The organism is Nocardiopsis exhalans, from assembly GCF_024134545.1.
Taxonomy (GTDB): Bacteria; Actinomycetota; Actinomycetes; order Streptosporangiales; family Streptosporangiaceae; genus Nocardiopsis; species Nocardiopsis exhalans.
In genome coordinates this window covers 4,819,297-4,835,306 of the sequence record NZ_CP099837.1, presented here as the reverse complement: position 1 = coordinate 4,835,306, position 16,010 = coordinate 4,819,297, and the positions used below count along the sequence as shown (strand labels likewise).

Sequence of the window (16,010 nt, the reverse complement as noted above, 5' to 3'; positions counted from 1 at the left end):
GAGAAAGCACAGGAATCCCTGATGGACCAGTCCCGTGCCCAGTGGCGCAAGGCTCGCAGAAGCGGTAACAACGGCGGAGCCTGCGTCGAGGTGGCCGCGCTCCCGGGCCGAGACGTGACCGTGGAGAACAAGACCGTTGAGGACGAGGTCTTCGTGGTGCGCGACTCGAAGAACCCTGACCAGCCCGCGCTGGTGTACACCCGCGCCGAGTGGGACGCCTTCGTGGAAGGCGTGAAGAACGGCGAGTTCGACAGCGAGGTGCTGCTCGCCGCGATGAAGAACGTGGCGACGGTCAGCTAGCCCGGACCCACAATCGCCATGTCCCAGGGTGCCCCTGTGCTCTTACCGGCCACACTCACCCCTCTGGACCCTCAAGACCCTTCCGTCTTGGGGGTCCGCTGCTGTCTGGAGGTCTCACGATGGCCTACCTTGTGGACACAATGTGACGAAGCCTCTTCGGCAGGTCGGTCCCGAGGAGGAGGCCGAGATCCATGCGCGGGCCGACGAGGTCCTCGCCTGAGTCGCGGGTGTGCTCGCAGAGTTCGGATAGCCTCGAAGGCATGGGATTCGACTGGGAAGGCATTCTCGGCGTGCACGGCGCGGGCCTGGCGGAGGCCTACGATGACGCCGCCTCCGCTGAGGTCTACGACGAGTCGATGGCCGGGTTCGAGGACTACGGTCCGATGCCCGTCCTCGTCTTCGGAGAGGACAGCGCCTGAGCCTTACCTCTACTGGGACTCAAGCTTGCGCACCGAGTCGCGCAGGGTGTCCTCGTCGGTGCGGACGTAGTGGTTAAGGACCGTCGTGAGCTTGTCCCCGAGGTACTGCGCGACCACCTCCCACGACTCCTCGAGCTCCTCGTGGAACCACTTCGTCGCCGCGTGATGGCGGAGGTTGCGGTAGACGATCGTGCGCGGCCACGCGTTCTCGGGATTGTTCTCATTGACCCACCGGCGGATCCTGCGCCAGCGGTCGTTGTGCATCTTGGGCCGCGCCGGCAGCCCCGTCGCCGTGTCGACAAACAGCCACAGTTCGCCCTGGGGGCAACTGGGTAATTCCACCACGCCAGTGAAGCATCGAGCCCGCGGTCCGCCATCTGAGCTCGATGCTGCCGCTCTTCTTCCTGAAGGTTGATCACCCGCTGCAGCGAAGCGTCCGGAGCGTGCCCGAGCAGCTTCTTGACTCTCGGCAGCAGTTCGCGGTGCATGTGACGGGGCCTGCTGCTGGCCATCTATTGCTGGGGCTGATCGACCCGTACTTCCCGGATGCACCCGCCATCGCTATCCATGATCATCTCTGTCGTGCGTCAGCTACTCGTTGGATCCGAGCCAACAGCGGCATCACCACCTCAGCTCCGATCGCCGGTCTGTAAGATCAACTACGACGAGAGGGAGATGATCTTCGCTCGGTCCCATGAGGTCACCGCCCGAGTGTCAGCGATCCTCCGAGAGTTTTCATGAGATCGACAATCTGAGTTCCCGAGGCGCTTCGCCCTTGACTTCAGAATCGGACATCACCCGTGATCACCCATCATCTCCAGAGCGAACCACCCCGCGCATCGTTTCCGGGCACTGTGCGGGATCCTGTGCGGTATTTGGTCCACACCGGATCTCCGTCACCACATATGGTCAGGTAAGAGGCATATTGAGCGACCCCGACGTCAAGATCAACTGGGTCTGGATGCCGCCGTGGGGTCCGGACAAGATCACCGACGACGGTCGGGACCAGCTGCGCATGCTGGGCTTCAACGTCTGATCAGCGTTATCTGATCCGACGTGCGCGGGGCCGGGTTTTCGGGACGAGTTTCCGGGGACCCGGCCCTTCGTGTTGCCCGGGCACGGTGCTGCCGGGGTGCGGGCCCCGGCCAGTGAGCAGGAGTACCCGTTGAGGCCGTGCTCTGGACGATGGTGCTGGTCGCGCTGGCCGGGGCCCCCTTGAGCCTGTGGTATCTGGTCCTGGTGTTCTCGCGTCGCCGCAGCACCGCGCGCACGGTGCTCCTCCGCGTCCTGGCGGTGTCCGTCCTCGTCTTCTTCGCTGTGGGCTGGGCCCTGATCCTGGCCTTCGCGTAGCAGGGAAAGGTGACGTGCCCCCGGCGGGTGTGGACGGAGCCCGGCCGGTCAGCACTGGTGCTGGTCGAGCCCGGCCATCTCCTGGACCTCGTGGGCGACGTCGTGCGGGGTTCGGGCGGTTCTGCGGAAGGGGATGCGGACGTCGTGGTCGCCGTCGGGGCCCTCCAGGCGCAGGCGCAGACCGTGGCGGTCCACGCCGAGCGGGCGGGGGCGGCCCGGCGGCAGCGGGGTGCCGCAGCGGGTGACCAGGGCCCACAGGACGTCGGGGTGGTCGTCCTCCAGGTGGCGCAGCCAGGGGCCCTCCCAGCGGCCGAAGGGATCGGCGGCGGCGTCGGTGAACTCCTCCGGGTGCAGCAGGTGGCAGCCCTCCTGGTCGGAGTGGACCACCAGGTGGGGGGTCATGACGACCATCGTGCGGCCGTGGCCCAGGTCGAGCAGGCGCTCGTCGGCGTCGTCGGCCAGGACCGACAGCGCGCGGTTGCGGGCCTCGGAGAGCGGGGGGACGGTCAGGTCGCCGCTGATCCACAGCAGGGAGCGGGTCGGGTCGCGCAGGTCCACCGGGGCGGTGTCGGTGAACTCGACGGTGGCTTCCAGGGTGCCCTCGCCGATCTCGGCCAGGACGCGGTGCTGGTCGGGGACGAGCAGCGTGACCTCGCCCTCGAAGGTGGTGTGGCAGACGGCCCCGGTCAGGTGCAGGGAGATCTCAGTGCTGGTCACCGTGGCCGGGTTGGGGCGGGCGAGCACGGAGCGCGCCCGTTCGGCGGGGGAGGGCGTGAGGGAGTTCGGGTACGGCAGCAGGAGGACCACCTCGAATCTATTAGGTAAGCCTAACCTACATCTTTCCGTCCGGATTCGGTACCCCAACCTCCCCGAAGTAGCTCCGAAGTGCTCGAATGGACCTTCCCCCAGGGGGAAGCCGCAGACTGAAGCCATGATGAACATCGGAGAGTTCTCCTGGCTCACGGGGCTGAGCACCAAGGCCCTCAGGGCTTATGACGAGCGCGGACTGCTGCCGCCCCGGGCCACCGACCCCTGGACCGGTTACCGCCGCTACACGGCCGACCAGCTGTCCTCGGCGGTGCTGATCCGGGCCGCCCGGGAGGCGGGGATGCCCCTGACCGAGATTCAGCGCCTCCTGGAAGAGCCGGAACGGGCACGGACGACATTCGACCAATTCCGCTCCGCGGTGACCGCCGAGCGCGAGCGTCAGGACGCGGCCCTGGAGGGGATGGCGGCACTCCTCGCGGAGGAGGTTCAGGGGCAGGCCGTCGAGGAGCGGACCGCGCCCGAACAGCACTGGGCGGGCATCGTGCTGACAGTGACTCATGACGAGGAAGAGGACGGGGAACGAGCCGATGAGGCCTTCACCGCTCTCGGGTCGGTGTTGATCGCCGAGGGGAGGGAGCTCTCCGGGCCCTTCTGGTCGTCGCTCCGGGACACCGGGGAGGACGGCACAGGGGAGGACGGCACCGCCGAACTCCTGTGCTGCGCACCGGTCCCGGGCCCCCTTCCGGCGGACTGGGGAATCCCGGGCTGGCGGACCGAGACCGGTCTGCTGCCCGAACGCACCGAGCTGGTGGTGCGCTGGAGCCACGACGCCCCGATCCCGGCGGTCGAGGGGGCGGTCCACCCGGCGGTGCTCATGCTCCTGACCGAAGCAGAACTCCGGGGCACCTCGGTGAGCCCGGCCCAGCTGCGGCAGATCCCGCTCTTCGAGGACGGAGAGCCGGTGGGTGTAGCCGTCACCCTGCCGCTCGCCTCGGCTGACTCGTCGGCCGCCTCAGCCGCTTCCCTCGGCTGAACCGGGCAGGAACGACGGAGGGGACCGCACCGGAACTCGTCCGGTGCGGTCCCCTCCACGCGATCAGTGCGTCAGTGCGTGGCGAACATGGCCGAGCGCAGTTCCCCGGCGATGTCGTCGTCCCCGCGCAGGGACAGGGCGTCCAGCAGGGCCTGGGGTTCGGCCAGGGACTCGTCGCCGTTGTCCGTGATCCGCCGGGACAGGATCCGCAGCGCCTCGTCCGGGGCGGCCGGGGCGGTGTAGCCGATCAGGTGCAGGGCACGGGCGGCCGGCGGGTGCCCGCTGAGGTCGCCCGCGGGCAGCTTGCGCGCGTCCAGGCGGTCGCCGGAGACCGTGATGAACATGCGGTCGCCCGGCTGTGCGGCCTGGCGGCGCAGCAGCGGCCGCAGGGAGTCGAAGGCGGGCTGGTCGCGCCAGACCAGGACCAGCAGGTCCGCGCCGGGCGCTGTCAGGCACAGCAGTCGGCCGGGCTGGAGGCCCAGGTGGGTGGCGTAGCCGGTGGGCACGGCCACCGGTGCGCCGTTGAGGTGGTCGGCGGTGATGTCGATGCGGTGCCACCAGCGCCCGTCCGGGGCGCGGAAGCAGCGGGCCGACAGGGCCGGGTCGCTCGCTCCGGGACGGGCCTGGGCCGCGTGGGCCATGGCCGGAACCGGGGGCTGAGCCATCGGTGCGGGGGCGTGGCCGGGCGGGAAGGCGCCCTGGCCGGGGCCGGGTCTTTGCTGGTGCCCCCGCGGTTCGAGGCCGGGTGCGGCGGGCTCCACGGGTGCGGGGCCCTGCGCATCGAGGCGTCTGCGGATCGGCAGCCCGTTCTCGGTGGTGGCACCACCGGACTCCTCGGGGGAGTGGCCGCCGCTGGGCGCCTCCATGGGCACCGAGGTGTCCACGTACACGTGCCCGTCGCGCAGGCTCACGCCGGGGGTGCTCAGCAGCCAGGCGCGCAGCTCCTGCTGGCGGATCCCGATCCGGCTCAGCCGCAGGCCCGCCTCGGTGAGGTTGGGGGCGTCGCCGAGCAGCTCACGGGTCTGCCAGCGCAGTCGGTTGGGGTCGTCGGCGATGAGCCAGCCGTTGTGCATGCGCCGGTCGGTGAACAGGGTGATGATCACGCGCCACAGGGGGGTGTGCAGCGTGGGCACCTCCACCGGATGGTCCGGGTGCGCGTTGATGAGGCGGTCGATGGTGGTCGCCGAACCGAGCTGCTCGGACAGTTCCCGCAGGTGCTTGGTGACGGCGGCCCCTTCCGGGGAGCCCAGCCAGCGCAGCAGGCGTTCCTCCACCTTGCGCTGGGCGCCGCGGATCTCGGTCACGTCCACCGCGATCTGCTCGGAGAGCACACGAATGCTGATCGGGTCAGTGGCGAAGAGCCGCTCGGCGGCCACCGTGCGCTCCAGATCGGGCCAGGAGCGGAACATCTCCTCGACCTGGTCCACCAGCGGGTGCTGGCCCAGGACCGGCGCGGGGCGCTCCTCCACCTGCTCCGGGGCGGGCGCCTTGGTCCGGCTGAAGCTGGGGCGGCGCAGGGTGCGGCCGGGGCCAAGGAGCGAGCTGCGGAACTGCGAGCGCAGGTCGCCCACGTCGCCGGACGCGGCGCTTTGTACCTGGTCGTTCACGGTGTCGGCGCCCAGGGCCGTGCCCGGGAGCATCGCCGCGGAGCTGACCATGCCGCCGACCGCCGCGGGGGCCTCGGCCATGGGCGCGGCGGCGTGCGCGCCGTGCTGTTGCTCGGCCGAGGCCGGATCCTGCTCCCGCTGGGCACGCAGGGCCCGCAGGGTTCGGATCGCCCGGGTGGCCGGGGTCTGCGGCGGGTTCGTGCCGTCCTCGGCAGGCTCGGCGAGGTCGGGTGACCCGCTCGCCCCGGTCGCGGAGTTCAGGTAGTCCAGCGCGTTGCGGACGTGCTCGGGTGCGGACTCGGGGAGCCAGTGCGCGATGGTGCGCACGGCCTCGGTCATCAGCGCGGGGGAGGGGGTGGGCCCGGAGGGCAGCTCACCGCAGGGCTGTAGGGCGCGCCAGGCGACCGTGCTGACGATGTCGAGGACACCGCAGTTCGGCAGGCGCCAGCCGTGCATCTCCTGGGGGCTGGCCGAGATCAGGCGATCCCAGTCCCCAGCGGTGGCGACCACCGCGCCGCGGACCGGTTCGGCCAGGTCGGCACAGTCCACCGGTTGGGTGCGCAGGCTCGGCAGGAACTCGGAGAGGGCGATGTGCCCCCACTGTTCCACCGCGAGTCTGGCCAGACCGTTCGCCAGCCAGGGCGGTCCGGCGATGTCGAGGACACGGGCGACGGGCAGCGAGTGCCACCAGCCGTCGATCAGACGGTCATGGTGGAGCAGGGGTGCCACGTCCGGCGACCTCGACCACCGCAGCGCGGGTGCGAGGTCGACGAGGCAGATCGGAGAGACGGCGTTCATCCGCTGGGGACCTCGACCTCCTGGTGTCTGCACGTGAATTGGGGAGGAACCGCACGGGCCTTCGGTTCGATGCACCACAGTACGCGCCCTTGACCCGGAGGAGGACAGGTCTTGAACCGACTCGGCTGATTCGTGTGGGGGCACGGCGGGCCGAGGGACAGGGGTGCCGTGAGCACTTCCCCGAGATCGTACGTGCCCGGGGCCCACATGGGTAGTCCTAGGCCCCCGGTCCGCCGATACCTGGGGGTGACCTCACCGTGTGATCACCGTGACGGAGGAGATCTACGCCAAAAAACGGTCAAGAGTTGTGATCTACCTCATAGTAGACTTCTGGCTCATGAGACCCGCGCCGGGCGTTGTTCTGTCGGTGCCTCCCGCGGCACGCACCGCCGCCGTTCCGGCGCGGTTCGTGACGGGGGCTCCGGTGGGGAGGACGGCCGGAGAGCTCCGACATACACAAGCCCGGCGCGCTGACGTCGGTCGCGGGTATGCTGGATGGGCACTGTCCTCGCCCGAGCGACCCTCGTCCGGGTGGCCGCCGCGCGGCCGACCCCGGGGCCGACGGTGCTCGGACATTCGGGCCAGCGGACTCCGCGACCCGCCAAGACTTGCGTTCCCGCGCACCCCGGCGCTGTGCAGGCGTGGGACGGTCGATCCGGATGATTGGTTGACGTGACAGACCTTGAGATGAATCCCCCCGCTGCCGCGCCCGTGGGCAGACCGGAGCTGATCCGGTCCTACGTGGCGATCGGTGACAGCATCACCGAGGGGATGGAGGACGACAGCGGCCCCGGCGGCGAGTACCGGGGGTTCGCGGACCGTCTCGCGGACCACCTGGGCACGCTCTCCCCGGACTTCCGCTACGCCAACCTCGGCGTGCGCGGACGCCGGATGAAGCACATCTTCGGCGAGCAGCTCGAACAGACCCTCGCCTGGAAGCCCGACCTGGTCACCGTCCTGGGGGGCGGCAACGACGTCCTGCGCCCCAAGGGCGACCTGGACGAGCTGGCCGAGACGTTCGAGTGGGGCGTACGCCAGCTGCGCGACGCCGGTATCCGGGTCGTGATCCTGGCCGGGCACGACACCGGGTGGATCCCCGTGCTGCGCCTGTACCGGGGGCGCATCGCGGTGTTCAGCATGCACATGCGGGCCGTGGCCGAACGCACCGGCACCGAGATCGTCGACCTGTGGGCGCTCAACGCCCTCAACGACCCCCGGGCCTGGAGCGACGACCGGCTGCACCCCAACGGCGCCGGCCACCAGATCGTCGCTGCCCGGGTCGCCGACCTGCTCGGTCACCCGATGGGCCCGACCGAGATCTGGGCCGACCCGTGGGCCACCCCGCCCCAGCAACTGCCCCGGATCCTGCGCCGCCGCGAGGGCCGCCGCTGGGCCCGCCAGTACCTCGTCCCGTGGCTGCGCCGCCGGGCGTTGGGCCGCTCCTCCGGTGACGGTCTGCAGGCCCGGCGCCCCGTACTGGACTACCTCCACGACGAGGAGACCCGGGAGCAGCTCCGCAAGCAGCTGCGCGAGGTCGGCGCGGACACGCACTACAACGACTACTCCGCGGACGACACGCCCCCGACCAGCAGCCCGTCGGGCACCAAGGGCCCCGAGCCCCTGCGCTGACCGGCACGCCGCGAACGCGAACACCGCGGGGGCCCCGCACCGATCCGTCCGGTGCGGGGCCCCCGTCGTTTCCACGGGCCCGGGCGGAGACCGTGGCTCACTGCCGGGACAGGGACTGGATGAGATCGCTGACGTGCACGATCCCCATGCACTGGCCGTACGGGTTGGTCACGATCAGGTCATCGTAGACGCGTTCGCGGTCCTGCCCGGCCACCCGAAGCGCCGCGATGGCCGACATCCACGCCGGAACCGTCCGGGGTGACTCCGACAGCCGCAGCGCCGGGCGCTTGGCGTGCAGCGCGTGCCCGTAGCGGCCGGTCACCGAAAGCAGGAACCGGGTCCGGTCGATGACTCCTATCGGCCGTTCCCGGTGGTCGATGAGGACCACGCTGTTGAGCGCGGTGTCCCCGGTGAAGGCCTCCATGACGTGCTCGCCGGTGGACTCGGCGTCGAAGTCCAGCGGCGGCACCATGAACTCGGTGACCCGGGGGCCGGAATCGGTGTCGTCCAGGGATGTGGCCGCCGGCTCGGGTACCGGCGTGATCTTCTCCCCGGGCTTCCAGGTGTGTTCGGTGAAGAACGCCCCGCTGCCCAGACGCACCCCGCACTCACGCAGCCGGACGATCTCCTCGGCCCGCGACACCCCCGCCGCCATCGCGTACACGCCGCTGCTGCGCCCGATCCGGGCCAGCCCTTCCACGATCCCGCCGTGTCGCTGGTCGCTGTCGACCCCCTTCACCAGGGCCGGGTCCAACCGGATCAGGAAGGGCGTGGCCTCAACGACCAGGTCCGGCCGGGCCATCGCGGTACCGAAACCGCACCGGAAGCCCAGCGCCCGCAGGTTGGCGACCCCGGCCAGCACGGTGGCCCTGGGCAGCTCCACCAGGTCGGGGGTGAACATCAGGGTGACGTCGCGCGGGCGCCGACCGGCCCGGCGCAGCCCGCTCTCGACCAGCGCGGCCAGGTCCGCCCCGTCGACGAGTACGGACGAGGGCAGCGGCAGCACCAACGGCAGCAGGCTCTCGGCGCCGAACCCGGCACGTACCAAGGAGGCGAGCCATTCGGCGACGAGCACGGCCGTGCGGCCGCTTCCGTCCGGCAGCCCCAGGCCCTCGGGGACGGGGGAGACGACCTCCACGGCCACGACGGCACCGGAGTCCAGGTCCACGACGGGGCGGAAGGACGGGCCCCGCTGTTTGCGCGGACCGTCCTCGACGGCACCGGGGGCCGGGTGGGTGTGTGAGGGAGGAAGGGTGGACACGGCACCCATGGTGACGCGTGGGCCCACGGAGCTGAAGCCCCGTGCGCGGCTGTTCAACCGTTGTTGAGCCGCGGGCCGCCGGACGTTCACAAGCCCACAACGGCCATCACGCATACGACAGTGGGCGTCACCGTGCGGTGACGCCCACTGCGATGGAACCGGTGCCGCCCGTGCGCGGCTCAGGCGAAACCAGGGCAGGCCCGGCGGACCCGCCCTAGGCGCGGCGGAAGGCCACGGCGATGTTGTGGCCGCCGAACCCGAAGGACTCGTTGATGGCGGCGACGTCTCCGGCGGGCATCTCCCGGGGCTTGTCGCGGACGATGTCCACGGCCACCTCGGGGTCGAGCTCGGAGATGTTGATGGTCGGCGGGATCAGGCCCTCGTGCAGGGCCAGAATCGTCGCGATCGACTCCACCGCGCCCGCGCCGCCCAGCAGGTGGCCGGTCATGGACTTGGTGGAGGTCACCGCGACCCGGTCCGCGGCGGAGTCGCCCAGGGCCGAGCGGATCGCCCGGGTCTCCCCGACGTCCCCGGCCGGGGTGGACGTGGCGTGCGCGTTGACGTGCACGATGTCACTGGGCTTGAGTTCGGCGTCGGCCAGCGCCTGCTTGATGGCGCGGGCCTGTCCGGCGCCCTCCGGGTCGGGCATCACGATGTCGTGGGCGTCGTCGGTGTAACCCACACCGGAGGCGTGGGCGTACACGCGCGCACCGCGCTTGGCGGCGTGCTCGGCCGACTCCAGGACGAGGATGCCCGCGCCCTCACCCATGACGAAGCCGTCGCGGTCCTTGTCCCAGGGACGGGACGCGGTCTGCGGGTCGTCGTTACGGGTGGACAGGGCGCGCATGGACGCGAAGGACGCGATGTTGAGCGGGTGGATCGCGGCTTCGGTGCCGCCGGCGATCACCACGTCGGCCCGCCCGGCGCGGATCATGTCCACACCGTTGGCGATGGCCTCGGCGCTGGAGGCACAGGCGCTGACCGGGGCGTGGGCTCCGGCGCGGGCGGTGAACTCCAGGGCCACGGCCGCGGCCGGGCTGTTGGGCATGAGCATGGGCACGGTGAACGGGGAGACCCGCTTCCAGCCCTTCTCGCGGAAGGTGTCGTACTGCTCCAGGATGGTGAGGATGCCACCGATCCCGCTGGAGACCACCACTCCGAGGCGCAGGGGGTCGATCTCGGGGGTGCCCGCGTCGGTCCATGCCTCCTGGGCCGCGATGAGGGCGAACTGCTGGGTCCGGTCGAGACGGCGCAGCCGGGGGCGCGGGAGCTTCTCGGAGGGTTCCTGCGCGATCTGCCCGGCGAAGTGCACCGGAAGCTTCTCGTGCCAGTCCTCGGGCAGCATGCTGATCCCGGAGCGGCCGTCGAGGAGCGCGGACCATGTGGTCGCGACGTCACCCCCGAGGGGGGTGGTGGCGCCGAGGCCGGTGACGACGACATCGGTCTTGGACATGATCCGATCGCCCTTCTCGTGGGTCGTTCCCGGCGATCGTGTGCCGGGAGGCGTGGCGGATGGTTGGTGCGGGTGTCCGTGGTGGGGACGGGCGGGCCGTCGCGACCTGGTGGGTCGGCGACGGCCCGGACGCGCTACTTCTGGATGAAGTTGATGACGTCCTGGACCGTCTTGAGGTCCTTGAGCTGGTCGTCGGGGATCTCCACGCCGAACTTGTCCTGCGCGGCGACGGCGATCTCCACCATGGACAGCGAGTCGATGTCCAGGTCGTCCACGAAGCTCTTCTCGGGCGTGACCTCGGAAGGCTCGGTGCCGACGATCTCTTCGACGATCTCGCCGAGGCCGGCCAGGATTTCCTGCTCGCTGAGGGCCATGTCTTGTTTCTCCTTGCTTGACGTGTGTGGTGTCGGGGAACGCTTCCGTGTGCGAAGTGCCCGGGCCTTGACGGAATTCGGATCAGGGGATGCGGATCACCTGTGCGGCGTAGACCAAGCCCGCACCGAATCCCAGGGTGAGCACGGTGCTCCCCGACGGCAGTTCCCCGCGCTCGACCATGCGCGAGAGCGCGAGAGGGATCGAGGCGGAAGAGGTGTTGCCCGCGGTGACGATATCGCGCGCCACGAGCGCCTGGGGCGCCCCCAGCTTGCGCGCGATGGACTCGACGATCCGCAGGTTGGCCTGGTGGGGCACGAAGGCGGTGAGCTCGGAGGGCTCGACGCCGGCCCGCTCCAGGGCTTCCAGGGCCACCTTGTACAGCTCGGTGGTGGTCCACCGGAAGACGGCCTGGCCCTCCTGGTAGAGGTACTTGCCCTCACGGAGGTAGATCTTGTCGGCGCGCTCGCCCGAGGAACCCCACACGACCGGGCCGATCCCGTGGTCCTCGGCGGCCGAGACCACCGCGGCGCCGGCGCCGTCGGCGAAGATCACGCAGGTGGACCGGTCTTCCCAGTCCACGTAGTCGCTGAGCTTCTCCGAGCCGATCACCAGGACGTTGCGCGCGCTGCCGACCCGGACCGAGTCCGAGGCCAGGTTGAGGGCGTAGACGAACCCAGCGCAGGCGGCGTTGACGTCGAAGGCGCCCGGGGCGACGATGCCGAGCCTGTCGGCCACGGTGGCCGCGGTGTTGGGGATCTGGTCCTGCACGGTGCAGGTCGCCACGATCACCAGGTCGATGTCCTCGGGGGAGAGCCCGCCGGCGGCCAGAGCCTTGCCGCCCGCCGCCACGGCCATGCTCGCCACGCTGTCCTCGGGGCCCGCGATACGGCGCTCCTGGATGCCCACGCGGCTCTGGATCCACTCGTCGGTGGTCTCGACGCGGGCCTCCAGGTCGGCGTTGGTCACGACCCGCGACGGCTGGTACTCGCCGAAGGAGCGGATCGCGGCGCCGCCGGGGGCGCTCGGGGCGTTGAACATGGTCAGCCTTCCTGCTGGACGCTCGCGGAGGAGGTGGTCCCCGCGTGCTCCTTGATGAGGGCGCCTGCGCGCTCGAGGTCGTCGGGGGTCTTCACCGCGAGGAGCTCGATACCGCGCAGGGCGCGCTTGGCGAGGCCGGTGAGGGTACCCGCGGGGGTCAGCTCGATGAGCGCGGTCACCCCGAGGTCGGCGAGCGTCTGCGTGCAGGCGTCCCAACGGACCGGGGAGGAGATCTGGGCGACCAGCCGCTCCAGGTACTCCGAGCCGCTCTCGACCACGGCGCCGTCGGCGTTGGACAGCAGGCGCACGCTGGGATCGGCGGTGCTCAGCCCGTGGGCGGCCGTGCGCACCCGCTCCACGGCCGGGGCCATGTGCTCGGTGTGGAAGGCGCCCGCCACGGACAAGGGGCGCAGGCGGGCCCGCTCGGGCGGGTTCTCGGCGAACGCGGCCAGTTGGGCGGTGGTGCCCGCGGCCACGATCTGCCCGGAGCCGTTGTCGTTGGCGGGGGTCAGCCCGGCGGCCTCGATGGCGGCCAGGACGTCCTCGCGCTTGCCGCCCAGGACCGCGGTCATGCCGGTCTCGGTGCGGGCGGCGGCGTCGGCCATCCCGCGGCCGCGCTCGGCGACCAGCGCCAGCGCGTCCTTGGGGGAGAGCACGCCGGCGATCGCGGCGGCGGTGAACTCGCCGACGCTGTGCCCCGCGGTGGCGTCCACCAGCGTGGGGGAGGCGGGCAGCGGGGGCTCGGGCGCGGCCAGCGGACCGAGCACGGCGGAGGCCGCGGCCAGGCCGGCGCTGACCAGCAAGGGCTGGGCGACGGCGGTGTCACGGATCTCATCCGCGTCCGCGGTGGTGCCGTAGCGCACGAGGTCGAGACCGGTCACCTCGGACCACGCGGCGAACGTGTCGGCCATGCCGGGGAGTTCGAGCCACGGGGAGAGGAAACCGGGAACCTGGGCGCCTTGGCCGGGAGCAACGATTACAAGCACGACATCTACCTTGCCCTGTAGGAGATCACCAGTTGGATAGGGAGGGACACGAAGTTAGCGGGGTACCGTTTGTAGGTACTCCACAAAAAGCTGTCCGTGGTGTGTCCACAAGCCCGAAACGGGTGGAGGAGATCACTTTCCGACGGTACGCGCAGCCCCGCGCGGGCGCTCCGCGGACCCCGGCCGACCTGCGGGGTGACGGCCGACACGGGGGTGAACCCCGGGCCCGCAGCGACGGGGATGCGAACCTAGACGGGTGAACACCGAATCCCGACCGACCGAGGACGGCGCCAGTGCGCCGACCGGGCCCCAGACCCCACAGGACCAGATCTCACCGGAGCGGACCCCGGCGGAGCAGACGCTGCCGGAGCAGGCCCCGCCTGAGCAGATCCGCGCCGAGACCGTCCGGCGTCTGGAACGCTCCATGGGGGTGCTCGGCACCGCCGCGGTCAACCGCATGGAGGAGAAGCTCGGCTGGTTCCGCCGGATGTCGGCCCAGGACCGCTCCTGGATCGGCCTGGTGGCCCAGTCCGGGGTCGCCGCCTTCGTGGACTGGTTCCGCAACCCCGAGCGCGGCCGCCCGGCGATCACGGTGGAGGTCTTCGGCACCGCCCCGCGCGAACTCACCAGGTCGGTCTCCCTCCAGCAGACCGTCGACATGATCCGCGTGGTCATCGATGTGGTGGAGAGCCAGGTCGACGACCTCGCCGCACCCGGCGGCGCACAACAGCTGCGTGAGGCGATGCTCCGCTACACCCGTGAGGTGGCCTTCAGCTCCGCCAAGGTCTACGCCCGCGCCGCCGAGGCCCGCGGGGCCTGGGACGCCCGGCTGGAAGCGCTGATCGTCGACGCCCTGCTGCACGGCGACCAGGTGGAGGGCCTGCAGACCTGGGGTTCGGCGCTGGGCTGGTCGCACACCCCGGTGATCGCGGTCGCCGGCGACCTCGGCGACGAGGGCGGGAACAAGGTCCTGGACGACCTGCGTTCGGCCGCGCGCCGCCTCGGTTACGACGTCCTGGCGGGCATGCAGGGACGCCGCGTGGTCGTGGTGATCGGGGTGGGCGACCGCTACCCGGCCGACGAGCTCCCGGCCGCAGCCGCGGAACCCCTGGCCGGGCTCTTCGGGAACGGGCCCGTGGTGGTCGGCCCGGCCGTGCCGGACCTGCACGCGGCGGGGACCTCGGTGCGCGCCGCGGTGAGCGGTCTGCGGGCCGCCGTGGCCTGGCCCGACGCGCCCAGGCCGGTGCTCGCCGACGACCTGCTGCCCGAGCGTGCGCTGGAGGGCGACACCGAGGCCCGCCAGCAGCTGGTGACGGAGGTCTACCTCCCCCTCCAGGGCGCGGGCTCCCCGCTCTTGGACACGCTGTCGGTCTACCTCGAACACGCCTCCTCACTGGAAGCGACCGCGCGCATGCTCTTCGTGCATCCGAACACGGTGCGCTACCGCCTCAGCCGCATCTCCGAACTCACCGGGCACATCCCTTCGGACGGTCGCGGCTCGTTCGTGCTCCGGGTGGCGGTGGCACTGGGCAGGTTGTCCGAAACCCGAGGCGGATGACACGGGTGACCGTTATCGGCGCGAGTGCCGGTGAGACCTCCGCCACGTCGTAATCTGATCGTTGCCTGTCATATGGGTTGCCTTATGGAAGTTTCACCAGCGTCGGGTATGTGTGTAACTGACCGTGTGCGCCCGGGGACTACGCGAAAAGAGATAGCTTTGATACGGGCAGGTTGCAGGTGGAGCCAGAAGACGACGAAAACCCTCGGGCGTCGCTCCCCGCACCGCTCCGTCACGACGTTCTTGGGGGGTCCAACGCTGTGGTCGAGCGACCGAGGAAGAGGTTCCGGATACTACGCCCGGTGATTGATTTCGTACTCCAACCCACGCAGGAGGGAGAGCTGCGCAGGCGGGTGCTGTTCTGGCTCCCCGCGCCGCTCCCGGTGCTCGGGTTGGTGTACCTGCTGGTGGGCGGGGCCTTCTCCGCCGCAGGGTGGACGATCCTGCTGGCGGCCAGCGTCGGTGTGGGAACACTGCTGCTCGCGATGATCGTGCAGCCCACGCCGCTGCCGGAGGGCCTCGCGCCCCCTGTGTCGGCCCGGCGTTCCCTGCACCGCTTCCGCCAGTTCACCCAGCTGCGGGTGGCGCTGGCACTGGTGCCGATGGCCATCGGTGCGTGCGCCGCGATCGCGGGCGGCGGTATGTACCCGCTGTTCGCCGCCCTGGCCCTGGCCTGGCCGCAGCTGCTGCTGGCCATGCCCACCTTCTTCACCATCACCAAGGCGCGCCGCGCCATGGAGGCCTGGGGTACCACCGCCTACCTGTGGCACGCGCTGTCCCGACCGGCCAAGGTCACCTGGCCGATCGCCACCCCGCTGGCCCGCTCCTACCGCGCCTGGCGCACCGACCGGGCCCGTCGCCTGGCCCAGCAGAAGGAGCAGGACCAGCAGCAGGAGAAGGCGTGGAAGGAGGCTGTGGCGCAGGAGAAGCTCAACCCGACCGAGACGGTCGCCTCCGCCAAGGGTGAGCAGGAAACCGAGGACGGCTCCGGTCTCCAGCGCACCCGCAAGCTCCATGCCCTTCCGGAGGAGACCGCGGACCAGGACAACGAGCCCACCGCGCTCATCCCCAAGCCCGAACCGGTCGAGGAGAGCCCCGAACCGGTGCAGACCGCGGACGGGCCCTCGTCGGTCTCCGGGCCCAGCGGCACCGTCAACCGGGCCGCCCGGCACCTTCTGGACCAGGGCGGAGCGCTCGGCCTGAACGTGCGCAACCGCCGCCGGGGCCAGGCCAACCGCCGCCCGCCCTCGCACAAGCCCTAGGTGTACTAGCCACGGACCTGGACCCGTCCGTGCGCCCTGGACCACCTGTGGCGGCGTTCCGACCCGGAACGCCGCCACAGCCGTGTCCGGTCCGGATCAGTACCCGGGAAGCGCGCCCGGCGCGGCCCGCCGACCCACCCCTCCGATCCCGGTGATCTTGCTACCAGGAGCGA

16 protein-coding genes and 1 pseudogene are annotated in these 16,010 nt (G+C 70.9%); 9 read left to right on the top strand and 8 right to left on the bottom strand.

Annotated features, from left to right (window positions below; all coding sequences use genetic code 11):
- The first annotated feature begins 21 nt into the window (after positions 1–21).
- Both NE857_RS21275 and NE857_RS21270 read left to right on the top strand, forming a co-directional pair.
- Entirely contained in the window at positions 22–300 is a 279-nt protein-coding gene (locus tag NE857_RS21275) for a DUF397 domain-containing protein (protein WP_254417340.1), read from the top strand.
- Positions 301–560: 260 nt separating this feature from the next.
- The gene (locus tag NE857_RS21270) at positions 561–719 is read left to right on the top strand and encodes a hypothetical protein (protein WP_254417339.1); all 159 of its coding nucleotides are present in this window, start codon (positions 561–563) and stop codon (positions 717–719) included.
- Between the two features lie 9 nt (positions 720–728).
- On the opposite strand, the gene NE857_RS21265 is transcribed toward NE857_RS21270, so the two are convergent.
- Positions 729–1,061: a hypothetical protein gene (locus NE857_RS21265; protein ID WP_254417338.1), complete on the bottom strand. Its 333-nt coding sequence runs from the start codon at positions 1,059–1,061 to the stop codon at positions 729–731.
- A gap of 44 nt (positions 1,062–1,105) precedes the next feature.
- Here NE857_RS21265 and NE857_RS21260 point away from each other — a divergent pair, with 44 nt between their 5' ends.
- The 3 genes and pseudogenes from NE857_RS21260 to NE857_RS21250 all read left to right on the top strand — a co-directional run bounded on the left by NE857_RS21260 (position 1,106) and on the right by NE857_RS21250 (position 2,069).
- Positions 1,106–1,372: a hypothetical protein gene (locus tag NE857_RS21260; protein ID WP_254417337.1), complete on the top strand. Its 267-nt coding sequence runs from the start codon at positions 1,106–1,108 to the stop codon at positions 1,370–1,372.
- A 284-nt stretch (positions 1,373–1,656) separates the two neighbouring features.
- Positions 1,657–1,755: pseudogene (locus NE857_RS21255) on the top strand (metal-sulfur cluster assembly factor); the annotation flags it as partial.
- Positions 1,756–1,892: 137 nt separating this feature from the next.
- A complete protein-coding gene (locus NE857_RS21250; RefSeq protein ID WP_254417336.1) occupies positions 1,893–2,069 on the top strand; it encodes a hypothetical protein in 177 nt (58 codons plus the stop codon).
- A gap of 48 nt (positions 2,070–2,117) precedes the next feature.
- Here NE857_RS21250 and NE857_RS21245 read toward each other — a convergent pair whose 3' ends face one another.
- Positions 2,118–2,876: a DUF2470 domain-containing protein gene (locus tag NE857_RS21245; RefSeq protein ID WP_254417335.1), complete on the bottom strand. Its 759-nt coding sequence runs from the start codon at positions 2,874–2,876 to the stop codon at positions 2,118–2,120.
- Positions 2,877–3,000: 124 nt separating this feature from the next.
- Here NE857_RS21245 and NE857_RS21240 point away from each other — a divergent pair, with 124 nt between their 5' ends.
- Positions 3,001–3,870, top strand: coding sequence for a MerR family transcriptional regulator (locus NE857_RS21240; RefSeq protein WP_254417334.1), 870 nt, complete (start codon positions 3,001–3,003; stop codon positions 3,868–3,870).
- A 71-nt stretch (positions 3,871–3,941) separates the two neighbouring features.
- On the opposite strand, the gene NE857_RS21235 is transcribed toward NE857_RS21240, so the two are convergent.
- Positions 3,942–6,275 carry a hypothetical protein gene (locus NE857_RS21235; RefSeq protein WP_254417333.1) on the bottom strand — a complete coding sequence of 778 codons (2,334 nt, stop codon included), beginning with the start codon at positions 6,273–6,275 and terminating at the stop codon, positions 3,942–3,944.
- A gap of 687 nt (positions 6,276–6,962) precedes the next feature.
- Between NE857_RS21235 and NE857_RS21230 the strand changes: the two genes are divergently transcribed.
- Positions 6,963–7,904 carry an SGNH/GDSL hydrolase family protein gene (locus tag NE857_RS21230; protein ID WP_254417332.1) on the top strand — a complete coding sequence of 314 codons (942 nt, stop codon included), beginning with the start codon at positions 6,963–6,965 and terminating at the stop codon, positions 7,902–7,904.
- A 97-nt stretch (positions 7,905–8,001) separates the two neighbouring features.
- Here the strand turns inward: NE857_RS21230 and NE857_RS21225 are convergent, their stop codons facing one another.
- The 5 genes from NE857_RS21225 to NE857_RS21205 form a co-directional block, all read right to left on the bottom strand.
- Positions 8,002–9,174 (bottom strand): EAL domain-containing protein, encoded by a 1,173-nt coding sequence (locus tag NE857_RS21225; protein WP_193374526.1) that lies wholly within the window; start codon positions 9,172–9,174, stop codon positions 8,002–8,004.
- Positions 9,175–9,379: 205 nt separating this feature from the next.
- Complete coding sequence (gene fabF / locus NE857_RS21220; protein ID WP_254417331.1) at positions 9,380–10,618, bottom strand: beta-ketoacyl-ACP synthase II; 1,239 nt, start codon at positions 10,616–10,618, stop codon at positions 9,380–9,382.
- Between the two features lie 134 nt (positions 10,619–10,752).
- Positions 10,753–10,992, bottom strand: coding sequence for an acyl carrier protein (locus NE857_RS21215; protein WP_254417330.1), 240 nt, complete (start codon positions 10,990–10,992; stop codon positions 10,753–10,755).
- Between the two features lie 82 nt (positions 10,993–11,074).
- Positions 11,075–12,031, bottom strand: coding sequence for a beta-ketoacyl-ACP synthase III (locus NE857_RS21210; RefSeq protein ID WP_254417329.1), 957 nt, complete (start codon positions 12,029–12,031; stop codon positions 11,075–11,077).
- A 2-nt stretch (positions 12,032–12,033) separates the two neighbouring features.
- Positions 12,034–12,942, bottom strand: coding sequence for an ACP S-malonyltransferase (locus NE857_RS21205; RefSeq protein WP_221319391.1), 909 nt, complete (start codon positions 12,940–12,942; stop codon positions 12,034–12,036).
- A 331-nt stretch (positions 12,943–13,273) separates the two neighbouring features.
- Here NE857_RS21205 and NE857_RS21200 point away from each other — a divergent pair, with 331 nt between their 5' ends.
- A complete protein-coding gene (locus NE857_RS21200) occupies positions 13,274–14,575 on the top strand; it encodes a PucR family transcriptional regulator (protein WP_425572044.1) in 1,302 nt (433 codons plus the stop codon).
- 302 nt (positions 14,576–14,877) lie between these two features.
- A complete protein-coding gene (locus NE857_RS21195) occupies positions 14,878–15,837 on the top strand; it encodes a hypothetical protein (RefSeq protein WP_254417328.1) in 960 nt (319 codons plus the stop codon).
- Positions 15,838–16,010 lie beyond the last annotated feature (173 nt).